Raw genomic sequence first — 11,575 nt, 5'->3', positions numbered from 1 at the left:
CGACCATCGACGGGGCCATCGCCCACGCCCAGCAATCCGGCTTCGCCATCGTCAACCTGTTCACCGCATATACTCCGCTGAGTCGCTTCCGCGACGCCGTGGGTGCCGAAATCATCTACCTGGTTCTCTCCCACATCGCTGAACTCGACAAGTTCGCCTCCATCACAGTGTCCGGCGCCGCAACTGACACCGACTGCACACTGGCAATCAGAGTCATCAGCACCGAAGCCGACACCCTTGCCCAGCGACCGATGGGCGAGATCCGCGCCCTCGCGGAAAGCCAGGGTGGAACCATGGACACCAACGCCCAGGCAGGCACGTGGACGCTCAGCGTCCATCTGCCGCTTGGTGAGTCACCGCCCGCATAGATGGATGTGTCCGTCTGGCCACGGCCTTGACACCACCAATCCACACGACCAGCGAGACAGCATGAGCAACCAATACCCCTCCCCCAACCCCTCCGATCCGTCCTACCCCAGCCAGGTGCCCCCGTACCCGGGGAACCCGTACCAGGGAGGCGCGTACCCGGGGAACCCGTACCAGGGAGGCGCGTACCCGGGGAACCCGTACCAGCAGAGCGCGGGAGGCCCCCAGATGCCCACGTCGCCGGTGCCCCAGCCACCCTCGTCTCAGCCATCCGCGTACCGCTCACCTCAGGCACCCGCGTACCCGGCTCCCGGCGCATTCCCGCCCGCCGAGGCGCTGAGCGGCCACCAGATGCCCGCCGGAGCGGTAAACGGCCAACAGGCACCTGGCGGGGTGCAAAACGGACAACAGGTGCCCGCCGAGGCGCTGAGCGGCCACCAGATGCCCGCCAGTGCGCCAAACGGCCAACAGGCACCCACGGCCGAGACGCCCGAGGAGGCAGCCCGATTTAAGCGTAAATGGGTCACCTATACCGTCATTTTTCTCATCGCGTTGGTTCCCTTGCTCTTCGTCATCATGATCGGAAACTCCTTTGAGTTCGGCGAGGAGCGACTGTACTGGATCGTTATCACGAGCGCCGTCGAGTTCCTGTTCGCACTCGGATTCTTCCCCTTTTCAGCGGCGGTGCGCCGAGGGATCCGGCAGGTGACCGCGCAGGGCAGGCTCGAGGAGGCGGCGAAACGACGCAACGGCCTGTATCTCTCTGCGCTCATCGCGGTCGTGCTCGCCGGCTACGCGCTCTACAACGGGGTCCCCGCCGCCATGGACGTCGCGGACGGCCAGCAGAGCGTGACCGTCACGTCGTGCAGTTACGAGCAGTACAAAACAGAGAAGAGAAGCCGCCGCTACTCGAGCACCACCGTGTACGACAACGTCTTTACGTTCACGCTCGATGACGGCACCACCCACCACACGACGCTCGAGCGATACCACGCGGAAGACATCACGCATGAGGGCGGCCTGCCCGGCGTCCTGTACGAGGCCTGCTCCCGCCGTTCGGGATCGGCGTCGTTGAGCATGATGGTCTATCGCAACACCTGGATTATCGTCGAGGCGCGGATCAAATAGGACGACATGCCTTCTCACCGCGACCCCTTCCTCTCACGCACTGCGGTCGTGGTGTGCGTGGGAAATCTTGCGGCCGTCGCCTGCGCCGTGATCATTCGAATCGCGTGGATCTCGCGGCCCGGTATCCCCCGTGCGCTCACGGCCAGCGCTGCGATTATCCTCATCTCGCTCATCGGATGTGCCCTCTTTTGTTCGATCCGCTTCGCGGTCCGCGACAGGCGCAGGCGTCACGAGAGACGAGGCCGACACGGGAAGGGTGCTCGACGTCGCGCCATTCCGAGGACTGCCGCGCGACACCCCGCAGACATGAACCGACGGCAGCCACCACGACGGTCCCCCCTCGTGAGCACGCCCTTGCCTGACGCCATCCCGCCTGCAACCGACGCTGAGGACAGGGATTTCAGCTACAAGATACTCGTCGTATTCACTCTTGTTGCAGTCGCGATTGCGTTGTTCAGGGAGGGCGATAACCCGGTTCACGGGCCGAACAGGATCAGTTGGCTCGCGATCGTCTACGCTGTTGCATTCCTCATCATGCTCGCGTGCATAGGTGCCATCACCTGGGCGTTCGATCGCTTCGCGAGAGCTGAGCGCGCCGGACAGGTCATGGGCATTCATGCGCGACTGGCGTACCTGGCGTTGCCCGTCATCATTCTGATTCCCAGCGCCTTCAACACGTTGGCCTACGGAACACCCGTCGCCCTCGACCTGGCCACCGGCCCGCAGACCGTCACCGTCGCCTCGTGCACCCACAAGGAACGCACGGAGTCACGTTCACGAGGCCGCTACGCCGGCAGCTACACCGTGATCATCCATCGTTTCACGATGACCCTAACTGACGGCACGACGCATCAGACAAACGTGCGCGACGAATACTTCCGGGATCGCAGCACCATTAACAGGGTCCTCGACGACGCCTGTATCAAGAGTCCGGGGACGACTTCCGTCACCATGAGCGTCTACTACTACTCCTGGGTGATTAATGACGCTCACTTGAAGTGAGCCTCACCGCAGCTTCCCCGCGTCTCGTCCACGGCCTCGTCCCTTCCACCGACGAGGCCGTGGAACGTTCGTGAAACACGCGGCCTCAGCGGCTCCTGAGAATCCCCGTCACGAAGCGAGCGCTGCGGTCCAGGGCGGCCACGGCCTCGGGAATGAAGGGGACGGAGAGGACGTAGACGTGGAAGCCTCCCGGCTCCACGCGCAGGCGCACGTCCACGCCGGCGCGGGCAGCAGCGCGCGCAAACTCAATCGTGTCGGGCCCCAGGATGTCGGCGTCGCCCTGAAAGATAAGCATTGGCGGCAGCGCGGAAAGGTCGCCGTACAGTGGGCTGACACGCGGATCTGCGGGGTCCAGGTCCCCCGCCCACGCGCGTCCCGCCCACGCCAGCCCGGGTACACGCAGGATCTTGTCGAGGCGCTGCACGTCCGTGATCGCCGGGTTCGTCATCGTGACGTCCACCCACGGCGCGTACAGGACGAGGCCGTCCACCTGACGCGCTCCCGCGTCCCGTCGCTGCATCGCCAGAGAAATAGCCAGGCCGCCCCCGGCGGAGTCGCCGAAGAGGATGACTCGGCCGAACTCAGCCTGGGCCTCGTCAATGATGGGCTGGACGACGTCGAATGCGTCGGTCGCCGCGTGTTTGGGGGCGAGCGGGTAGTCAGGAATAATGACGGGCAGGCCCGTGCGGTCGATGAGTCCCTCGACAACGCCCCACTGCCCCTCGACCAGCGGATACACGTAGGCACCGCCGTGCAAGAAGACGAGGACCCCACCCGAGCGCAGGCCCCGCTTGGGGAGCACACGGATCACGCCGCCGTCGGTGGTCGCCGTGAAGCGGGCGCGCATGCGCGCTGGCATGGGGCTGGGCTGCGGGGCGTGCAGCGCCATTTCGCGCGCCGATTCCTCGCTGTGCAGCGCCGGCGGTGTCATTCCCATGCGAGTGTGGACAAGACGCATCTGGACGGACATTCCAACTCCTTTGTGTGGGCTGCGCCCGTGGCCGTCGCGACCATGTGCACCGAACAGCTACCAGGATACGCCGCGCGGAGTGCGACTTCGTGTGCCCGGAGTGAGGTTCCAACGGGTCCCAGCACTCAGGTGGCAGGGCGTGTGCACGTCCAGCGTGAGCCTCACGTGCGGGCTACCGGTGTGGGTCTCACGTGCGGGCTTTCTACGCGGATAGGAAACCAGCACGCGGATAGGTAACGAACACGCGGATAGCTTATTAACCTATCCGCGAGCGCATAACCTATCCGTGAAGGCGCAACCTATCCGCGTCCACAACCCTCAGCGCCATCCACAGGGGGATATGACGTGTCGCTACTATCCACAGGTCCTCGCCGAGCGCTTTTCTGAGCACCGTTTCCGGGAGGACACTGCAGCCATGACACAGATGCCAATCCTCATCACCCTGCCCCCAGAAACGACGTGCCATTGCCCCGATACAACGACAGTTCGCATCATGCGCGGGGTAGGCGCAGTGATCCCCCTCGATGCTGCGTCAGCCGGTCCCTGGGAGGTGTGGGATGCCGTGGCCCGCGCCCGTTTGCACGCCGTCAACGCCTCGCACGAACAAGCACCCGTCTTCGTGGGGACCAGCTGCCTACGTCTCATAGGCATCCACGGGTGGGCCCAGAATCCAACGATCACCATCTATCGCCCCCACCGACGGTGCACCTCGACGTTGCCGTCCTGTTGCGTCGGTTCAACAACTGTTCCAGAAACATCGGTGTCGTGTTCACCGTTCCCTCCCCTCTCCACAACACGCGCCACCGTGGACGGATTGGTCACGGAGCACCCTTACGATGCTCTCGTTCGTTGCGCGCTTCATGAGGACCCTCTGGAAGCATTCGTCCTGGGATGCATGGCACTGAACTCCTGGAGCCATTTCTCCATGTTTCATCAAGACGAGTGCCGACAACGCGCCGAGGAAATCCGGACCGACCTCCTCGCGCGACTCGACCGGGCCGGACGGGTACGCGGGTATCGTCGCGCTCGTTCAATACTGTCGGCGATCGATCCGGGTTGCGCCAATGTTGCAGAAGCCGCACTCTTATGGATCGTTCGTTCTATCTGTCCCTTCACAGTTCACACGCAAGTCCACATCGGTGTTCACGGGTATCACTACTATGTCGACCTCCTGATCGAGGATCTCCACATCATCATTGAGTTCGACGGAGTCACGAAACTTGGTGAGACGCGCGATGAATTCGAACAGGCAAAACGTAACTGGGTCATGCGCGACCAAAATCTCCGAGATGCAGGCTGGCAGGTGATCCGAGTCAGTTGGCCCGACTACAATGATTGGGAGGAACTGCGCGTCAGACTGAGCCGTATCCTGGGGCCTATGATCCCCGCTCCCGAGTTCCGTTTCCTGTGGAAACTGCCCTCGAAACGGTGTGATGGCCCTCTTCGCCGCTTCTACACCAGGACTTCGCGGATAGGAAACCAGCACGCGGATAGGTAACGAACACGCGGATAGCTTATTAACCTATCCACATGCGCATAACCTATCCGCGAAGGCGCAACCTATCCGCGAGCAGACTGTTCAATGACGATGTCCTCCGGCCTACCCGCACGCACGGGTGCGCCTTTTCGCCTTGCCAGCACCCTTAGCTGCCGACTGACGGACACCCGCACGCACGGGTTCGTATTTGCAAGCGCCTGGAACGCACTCAGCACAGGGATGCACGGGGCACACGGGGCACACCGGGGCGCACGCAGGTAGACAAAACGCGCCCGGACCGCTGGGTCCGGGCGCGCAACGAAATCGGCTCAGGCGTTAGGACGCTTGCCGTGGTTCGCACCGTTCTTACGACGATCGCGACGCTTACGACCCCGCTTCGACATGTCATTCTCCTTGGGTTTGTTGTCTAGACTGAAGCATTCTTGCACACATTAGCCTCAACCACCAAGGCACAACGCCACTGCGGCGACGAAGGTCACCGAAAAGCGGCGGCCCGCCCAGGCCTCGTCGAGGCGGGCGAGACCAGCGATGACGCGCTCAGCGCCAGGTGACGGACACGCTTGAAATCGAGGCGACGATGCGGGCGCGCAGCGCGGGTGAGGCCTGCTCGGACTCGTAGCAGCCGCGCATGAGAGCACGCACGTGGCGTTCAGCGTCCAGCGCGTCCGTGCAGTGCGGACAGGTGGCGACGTGCTGGATCATGAGGGCGCGGGCGCGCGCATCGGGTCCAGGCACGGAGCCGGCGTCAATGAGGGCACTGCGGCGGTCGCATTCCTCGCAGTCGATGAGTTCGTACAGGGCGTCGAGAACGTCCTGACAGGTGATGTGTGCGCTCACTTCGTTCCTCCGATCCCGTATTCCGCGGCGACGTCAGCCAGCGAGGAGCGCAGGTTCTTGCGCGCCCGGTTCAGGCGGCTCATGACGGTCCCCATGGGAACTCCTAGTTCTTCGGCGATTTCCTTGTAGCTCATTCCTTCAACGTCAGCCATGAGGACAACCATCCGGTGTTCCTCCGAGAGCGAATCGAGGGCCTCGCGCAGCTGCGCGGAGGGCAGCGCCTCGAGGGCTTCGACTTCGGCGGACTTGAGGCCGGTCTCCGCGTGGGAGGCGGCGTCGGCCAGCTGCCAGTCCTCGACGGTGTCGGTGGAGGCGCGTTTGGGCGATCGCTGGGCCTTGCGGTAGCTGGTGATGTAGGTGTTCGTAAGGATCCGGTACAGCCAGGCTTTGATGTTGGTGCCGGGCTTGTACTGGTGGAATTTCTGGTAGGCCTTGAGGTAGGTTTCTTGGACCAGGTCCTCCGCGTCGGCTCGGTTGCGGGTCATGCCCAGGGCCGCGCCGAAGAGTTGATCCATGAGGGGCATCGCTTCGTCCATGAAGCGCGCCTGGAGTGCCTCGTCGTCCGGGGTGGACGAGGCCGTGGCCGGGTCGTGTGTCTGCGGCGTCGGTTGGGGGGTTGTTGTGTCCATCGCTTCCCAGGGTAGTCGTGCCCACGGTGGGCGCGACTGGGTGGGAGGGACGGGCGATCATACTGAGGGCAACGCCTCACGATCAGCTTTATTCCACAACCCCCACAGCGTGTGCGTTACACCACTTTTGACACGCTGTTTGGAGGCGGCCGGGCCGTTCGGCTTCCCCCGGGGGCCAAGGTATCGAACAATAGGGGTATGAATCTGCTGCGCGTTGTTGCCCGTCCCTTGCTCGCTGCCCCGTTCATCGCCGATGGGGTCGATGCTTTGAGGCATCCCTATGAACACGTGGAGCACGCGGCGAGCGTGCGCCCCCTCATCGATAAGGCGACCGGCGCGGTCGGCTTGGAGCCGCTGACGGATGAGCAACTGGCCCTTGCCACCCGCGTGACGGGCGCGGTCACGGTGCTCGCTGGCCTGCGTTTTGCGACCGGTCGTCACCCTCGTAGTGCGGCTCTGTGCCTGGCCGCGATTGGCGCACCGATGGCGCTCGTGCACATGCCGACCCCCGGCGCCATGCGCAAGCTGCCGAAGGATCACGCCAAGTACCTGCGCGCCCGCGCGTTGGGCAAGCTGGGCCTCGTGGGCGGCGTCCTCATTGCGTCGACGGACCGCGTCGGCCAGCCTTCAGCCCTCGTTGCTCGTGCGATGCGCCGAGATCAGCGCCGCGCGATCGCTGCGGCCGAGGCCGCGGTCGCGGAGCGCCTGAGCGGCACCGCTTCGTGAGCGCGCCCTGGCCCGCTCCCCTGGCCGCCTTCCCTGTGGACGCCACGGTTGAGGTGCCGGGTTCGAAGTCGATCACGGCGCGCGCCCTGTACCTGGCGGCCGTCGCCGATTCCCCGTCCCTGATCAGGGGTGCTCTGGATGCGCGCGACACGCGCCTGTTCGCGGCCGCTCTGGAGGTGATGGGCGCACGCGTCGAGGACGAGGGCGCGGGAGTTTTGCGCGTCACCCCTATGTCGCTGCCGCCCCGAGGCGGTCGCATCGAGTGCGGACTGGCCGGGACGGTCATGCGTTTCCTGCCTCCGCTGGCAGCTCTCTCTCCCGAGGAGACGCTCTTCGATGGGGACGAGCAGGCCTACGCGCGCCCGCTCGGCCCGCTCCTGGACGCGCTGGTACGTATGGGCGCAACCGTCACCTATCACGGGGAGCGCGGGCACCTGCCTTTCACGATCCGGGGCCCGATCCACACGCCGCTCGGCGCGCAGGCTTGGGTAGACTCCTCGTCTTCCTCGCAGTTCCTCTCCGCGTTGTTGCTTGTCTCGCCCCTCGTGGGCGATCCCCTCTTCGTGTCGGCTCCGGGCATCGTCCCCTCGATGCCGCATGTGGAGATGACTCTCGCGTCCCTCGCTGGCGCGGGCATTGACCTGGAGGTCGTGGACGAGGGCCGCGCGGACCTCGCGACGTGGCACATCTTCCCGTCGCGTCCCCGCGGCGGCGACATCACCGTCGAGCCCGACCTGTCCAATGCCGGCCCCTTCCTGGCGGCCGCGATGGTGACGGGCGGGCGCGTGCGGATCCCGGCATGGCCGGGGGCGACGACGCAGGCGGGAGACGCCTGGCGGGCGCTGCTGGGGCACATGGGCGCGACCATCACGCTGGACGAGGAGGGCCTGACCCTGACGGGTCCAGGTGCCGGCAACTACCCGGGCATCAACGCAACCATGGCCGAGGTCGGCGAGCTGACCCCCACCCTGGCCGCGATCTGCGCCTACGCCTCGAGCCCATCGCACCTGAGCGGCATCGCCCACCTGCGCGGACACGAGACCGACCGCCTGGCTGCCCTGGCCGCCGAGATCAACCGCGCGGGCGGGCAGGCCGAAGAGACCGAGGACGGCCTGATCATCACGCCGTGCCCGCTCCACGCCGCGCAGATTCGTTCCTACGCGGACCACCGTATGGCGACCTTCGGCGCAATCCTGGGCCTGGCGACCCCCGGCATCACGGTCGACGACATCGCCTGCACCTCCAAGACGCTGCCGACTTTCGAGGCCATGTGGCACTCCATGGTCAGTACCAACGACCACGGAAAGCCCCAGGCCGCCACGGCCTCGTCGAAGGAGGAGGAGCAGTGATGGCGCGGCGCGACACCGGAACCGACGACCCGCGCGTGCGCGTGCGCGCCGGCAAGGGTTCGCGCCCGCGCACGAAGGACCGCCCCGATTGGTCCTCCAAGCCGCTGGGCCGCGTCATCGGCATTGACCGCGGTCGCTACCAGGTGAGCCTGGAGACGGACGGCACCCGCGTGGTGGCCGTGCGCGCCCGCGAGCTGGGACGCGGATCCGTCATCATGGGCGACCGCGTGCGCCTGACCGGCGACCTGTCGGGGCGCCCCGACACGCTCGCGCGCATCGTCGCCGTCGAGGAACGCTCCTCGGTGCTGCGCCGCTCCCTCGAGGACGCGCCGGATCAGCGCGGCGAGAAGGCAATCGTCGCAAACGCGGACACCATGTGCATCGTCGTGGCGCTGGCGGATCCGCCGCCGCGCACGGGTATGATCGACCGCTGCCTGGTCGCCGCCTACGAGGCGGGTCTGGCCCCCATCCTCGTCCTGACGAAGGCGGACCTGGCCAGCGCGGACGAGCTGATCGCCGCCTACCAGGACTTCGACGTGCGCGTGGTGCTCACGAGCGCCGAGGCCGGGGAGGCCGACCCGGGCGTCGTGGAGCTGCGAACCATCCTGGCCGGGCGCTGGTCGGTGCTGGTGGGTCACTCGGGGGTCGGTAAGTCCACGCTCATCAACCTGCTGGTGCCAGGCGCGGGCCGCGCGACAGGCCACGTGAACGAGGTGACGGGACGCGGGCGCCACACCTCTACGTCCTCGGAGGCCTTCGAGCTGGAGGCAGGCGGCTGGATCGTGGATACGCCCGGCGTGCGATCCTTCGGCCTGGGGCACGTGAGCGTCGCCGACGTTCTCGGGGTCTTCCCGGACGTCGCCGACGCAGCGTCCTGGTGCCTGCCGCTGTGCTCGCACGACGAGGAGGAACCCTCGTGCGCGCTGGGCGCTTACGCGCGCGCCACCGGTCCCTTCGCCATCGACGAGGCCGGAGACAGCGACGCTGATCAGGTGCGACATGGGCGCGCTTCCCGCGTGGCGTCGGTGCGCAGGCTTCTCGAGGCCGTGGCAACGGCGGAGGCCGCCAGCAAGGCCGCGCGATAATGCCCGCTATCGCCTGCTCACGGACATAGCGCGGCGGCAGGACGCGCACGACAGAAGCACCATGTGACACATTAGCCACTCCTTCTGGTTGACACGTCGCTCACAACACCAACAATGGGAATGTAGCGACGAGCGCTACGCCCGTTTCACGAGGAAGTGATCGTCGTGCCAAACCCCCGCCACCACGCGACTACTCCGGCTCCGTCGGCACCGAGCCACGGCGAGATGATGCTGCGCTACATCTTCCTCGTCGTCCTGATCCTCCTGGCAATCGTCTCGATTGGAAGTGCCTTCATCTGGGACGACGCGGGAACGACCGACTACATCATCGCTATTTCAGCCGCCCTGCTAGCCAACCAGATGCCCGGATCGACGCGAACGCTGGCACCAACCAGCATGCGGCCTTCGCCGCGCACCTATGAGCACATCGGACTCGCGTGCGCGTCGGTGTCCATCCTCGCCACCCTCATCGGGTCGGTGACCGCCACGGATACCACGACCTCGTCCATCACGATCCCGTGGATCATCGCCACGCTCGCGCTGCTGGCGACGATCTGCATCTCCGTCGCAATCATGGTCGTGAAGGGCCGACAGCACCAAGACACGCCTCCTCCCCCGGCGAGCTAGCGCCGAGGGAGAGCGGTCGCATCAGCGCTGGAAGCGGCTCACGAAGTTACGCAGAATGATGCGCGAGGGGTCCGTGTCCACGGTCGCGACCTGGGCGCGGATGGCCTCGGCCTTCTCAGCCGGGTAGTAGCGCCCCGCGTACTGGTCGATGCGGATGTTCACGCCGTCCAAGTCCATCTCGGGGTGGAACTGAGTCGCCCACGCGGCCTCGCCGACGCGCACCATCTGGATCGGGGTATCATCCCCGGCCAGGAGGACCTGCATGCCGGGGGCCAGCTCGCGCACGGCCTCGTGGTGGCCGACGTAGGAGTAGAAGCGGTCGGGCGTGCCCTCAAGAAGCGGGTCCTCGCGGCCCGCGTCGGTCTTCGTCAGCGCGATACCGCTGATTTCCTCGCCGTGGTGGGTGTCGATGACGCCGCCCAGGTGCAGGGTGAGGGTACCCAGCCCGTAGCACAGGCCCAAGATCGGGAAGGATTCGCCCAGCGCCCGGTCGTAGAAGGAACGCAGCCAGGCCTCGGCGCGCACCTGGCGCTCTTCCTTCACGTGGTCGTCCGCATTCGCGTCCCATGGGGACCCGCACACGAACGCACCCGAGTAATTAGACAGGTCGAGGTCGGGCAGCTCTCTCTCGATGCGCACCTGGTGGACCTGGTCGGAGGTCAGTCCCGAGAAACGCGGCAGGTCAGCGCTTTCCGAGGCCAGCACGGGGCCGTCGTCGCGCGAGGTCAGCATGAGGAAGGGCTTTGTCATGTCCACCATGCTATCGGCTGGGAGCAAAGGCGCAGCTCATGTCCACTCTCCAAGCGTGTGTGACGGACGCAGATGTGGGCGGTCTCTGCCACACTGGTGACATGCTGATTCTGCACACCTCCGACTGGCATTTGGGACGCACCTTGCACGGCGTGTCTCTGGGCGAGAGCGCGGACGCGTTTATCGACTGGCTGGTCGCCCTCGTACGTGAGCGCGGCGTGGACGCCGTCCTCATCTCGGGCGACGTGTTCGACCGCGCGGTTCCACCCGTGGATGCGCTCGCACGGATGCGCCGCGCCCTGCGCGAGCTGACCGCGCTCACGACGGTCATCCTGACGTCGGGTAACCACGACGGGGCCGCGCGCCTGGGGCTGTTCGCCGACATGCTCACCCCCTCGTTGCACGTGGTGACGGATCCGGAGGCGATCGGCAGGCCGGTCGAGGCCGGGGGCGCGCTCGTGTACCCGATGCCCTACCTGGAGCCCGACCTCGTGCGTCAGTTACTGTCGGACCTGGAGCCTGAGGGAGAATCCGGCCTGCCCGCTCCCCTTCCCCGCTCCCACCAGGCGGTCCTGGCGGCGGCCCTGCGCCGGGTGCGCGCGGACCTC

At 66.0% G+C, this 11,575-nt stretch carries 13 protein-coding genes and 1 pseudogene; 9 read left to right on the top strand and 5 right to left on the bottom strand.

Going from position 1 to position 11,575, the window contains the following annotated elements:
* The 3 genes and pseudogenes from HMPREF1136_RS10995 to HMPREF1136_RS00585 form a co-directional block, all read left to right on the top strand.
* A pseudogene (locus tag HMPREF1136_RS10995) lies at positions 1–368 on the top strand (hypothetical protein); the annotation flags it as partial.
* Between the two features lie 61 nt (positions 369–429).
* A complete protein-coding gene (locus HMPREF1136_RS00590) occupies positions 430–1,494 on the top strand; it encodes a hypothetical protein (RefSeq protein ID WP_009647355.1) in 1,065 nt (354 codons plus the stop codon).
* 342 nt (positions 1,495–1,836) lie between these two features.
* Positions 1,837–2,496, top strand: coding sequence for a hypothetical protein (locus HMPREF1136_RS00585; protein WP_232204140.1), 660 nt, complete (start codon positions 1,837–1,839; stop codon positions 2,494–2,496).
* 85 nt (positions 2,497–2,581) lie between these two features.
* Here HMPREF1136_RS00585 and HMPREF1136_RS00580 read toward each other — a convergent pair whose 3' ends face one another.
* Positions 2,582–3,466, bottom strand: a complete 885-nt coding sequence (locus tag HMPREF1136_RS00580) for an alpha/beta hydrolase (RefSeq protein ID WP_009647350.1) — start codon at positions 3,464–3,466, stop codon at positions 2,582–2,584.
* 895 nt (positions 3,467–4,361) lie between these two features.
* On the opposite strand from HMPREF1136_RS00580, the gene HMPREF1136_RS10800 reads away from it, so the two are divergent.
* Entirely contained in the window at positions 4,362–4,964 is a 603-nt protein-coding gene (locus HMPREF1136_RS10800) for a hypothetical protein (protein ID WP_232204139.1), read from the top strand.
* A gap of 308 nt (positions 4,965–5,272) precedes the next feature.
* On the opposite strand, the gene HMPREF1136_RS11440 is transcribed toward HMPREF1136_RS10800, so the two are convergent.
* The 3 genes from HMPREF1136_RS11440 to HMPREF1136_RS00565 all read right to left on the bottom strand — a co-directional run bounded on the left by HMPREF1136_RS11440 (position 5,273) and on the right by HMPREF1136_RS00565 (position 6,430).
* Positions 5,273–5,347: a 50S ribosomal protein bL37 gene (locus HMPREF1136_RS11440; protein WP_370465157.1), complete on the bottom strand. Its 75-nt coding sequence runs from the start codon at positions 5,345–5,347 to the stop codon at positions 5,273–5,275.
* A 154-nt stretch (positions 5,348–5,501) separates the two neighbouring features.
* A complete protein-coding gene (locus HMPREF1136_RS00570) occupies positions 5,502–5,801 on the bottom strand; it encodes a hypothetical protein (RefSeq protein ID WP_009647357.1) in 300 nt (99 codons plus the stop codon).
* The gene (locus HMPREF1136_RS00565) at positions 5,798–6,430 is read right to left on the bottom strand and encodes a sigma-70 family RNA polymerase sigma factor (protein ID WP_009647349.1); all 633 of its coding nucleotides are present in this window, start codon (positions 6,428–6,430) and stop codon (positions 5,798–5,800) included. The genes HMPREF1136_RS00570 and HMPREF1136_RS00565 overlap by 4 nt, the downstream gene beginning before the upstream one ends.
* A 198-nt stretch (positions 6,431–6,628) precedes the next feature.
* Between HMPREF1136_RS00565 and HMPREF1136_RS00560 the strand changes: the two genes are divergently transcribed.
* The 4 genes from HMPREF1136_RS00560 to HMPREF1136_RS00545 all read left to right on the top strand — a co-directional run bounded on the left by HMPREF1136_RS00560 (position 6,629) and on the right by HMPREF1136_RS00545 (position 10,217).
* A complete protein-coding gene (locus HMPREF1136_RS00560; protein ID WP_034504238.1) occupies positions 6,629–7,156 on the top strand; it encodes a DoxX family membrane protein in 528 nt (175 codons plus the stop codon).
* Entirely contained in the window at positions 7,153–8,505 is a 1,353-nt protein-coding gene (aroA, locus tag HMPREF1136_RS00555; protein WP_034504235.1) for a 3-phosphoshikimate 1-carboxyvinyltransferase, read from the top strand. Before HMPREF1136_RS00560 ends, aroA begins: the two co-directional genes overlap by 4 nt.
* Entirely contained in the window at positions 8,505–9,590 is a 1,086-nt protein-coding gene (rsgA, locus tag HMPREF1136_RS00550; RefSeq protein WP_034504232.1) for a ribosome small subunit-dependent GTPase A, read from the top strand. The genes aroA and rsgA overlap by 1 nt, the downstream gene beginning before the upstream one ends.
* A 165-nt stretch (positions 9,591–9,755) precedes the next feature.
* Positions 9,756–10,217, top strand: coding sequence for a hypothetical protein (locus HMPREF1136_RS00545; RefSeq protein WP_156791814.1), 462 nt, complete (start codon positions 9,756–9,758; stop codon positions 10,215–10,217).
* Between the two features lie 21 nt (positions 10,218–10,238).
* On the opposite strand, the gene HMPREF1136_RS00540 is transcribed toward HMPREF1136_RS00545, so the two are convergent.
* A complete protein-coding gene (locus tag HMPREF1136_RS00540; protein ID WP_034504244.1) occupies positions 10,239–10,967 on the bottom strand; it encodes a glutamine amidotransferase-related protein in 729 nt (242 codons plus the stop codon).
* 101 nt (positions 10,968–11,068) lie between these two features.
* Between HMPREF1136_RS00540 and HMPREF1136_RS00535 the strand changes: the two genes are divergently transcribed.
* Positions 11,069–11,575 (top strand): metallophosphoesterase family protein (locus HMPREF1136_RS00535; RefSeq protein ID WP_009647359.1); only part of this gene is annotated, 507 nt, incomplete at its 3' end.

Source organism: Actinomyces sp. ICM47 (assembly GCF_000278725.1).
Classification (GTDB): Bacteria; Actinomycetota; Actinomycetes; order Actinomycetales; family Actinomycetaceae; genus Pauljensenia.
The sequence above is the reverse complement of the archived record's forward strand: the minus strand, read 5'-3'. Positions and strand labels throughout refer to the sequence as shown.

Excerpts from the sequence above, each read along its gene's own strand:
- HMPREF1136_RS00590 (WP_009647355.1), top strand. The coding sequence starts at position 430 with ATGAGCAACCAATACCCCTCCCCCAACCCCTCCGATCCGTCCTACCCC.
- HMPREF1136_RS00580 (WP_009647350.1), bottom strand. The coding sequence starts at position 3,466 with ATGTCCGTCCAGATGCGTCTTGTCCACACTCGCATGGGAATGACACCG.
- HMPREF1136_RS10800 (WP_232204139.1), top strand. The coding sequence starts at position 4,362 with ATGGCACTGAACTCCTGGAGCCATTTCTCCATGTTTCATCAAGACGAG.
- HMPREF1136_RS00565 (WP_009647349.1), bottom strand. The coding sequence starts at position 6,430 with ATGGACACAACAACCCCCCAACCGACGCCGCAGACACACGACCCGGCC.
- HMPREF1136_RS00560 (WP_034504238.1), top strand. The coding sequence starts at position 6,629 with ATGAATCTGCTGCGCGTTGTTGCCCGTCCCTTGCTCGCTGCCCCGTTC.
- rsgA (WP_034504232.1), top strand. The coding sequence starts at position 8,505 with ATGGCGCGGCGCGACACCGGAACCGACGACCCGCGCGTGCGCGTGCGC.
- HMPREF1136_RS00540 (WP_034504244.1), bottom strand. The coding sequence starts at position 10,967 with ATGACAAAGCCCTTCCTCATGCTGACCTCGCGCGACGACGGCCCCGTG.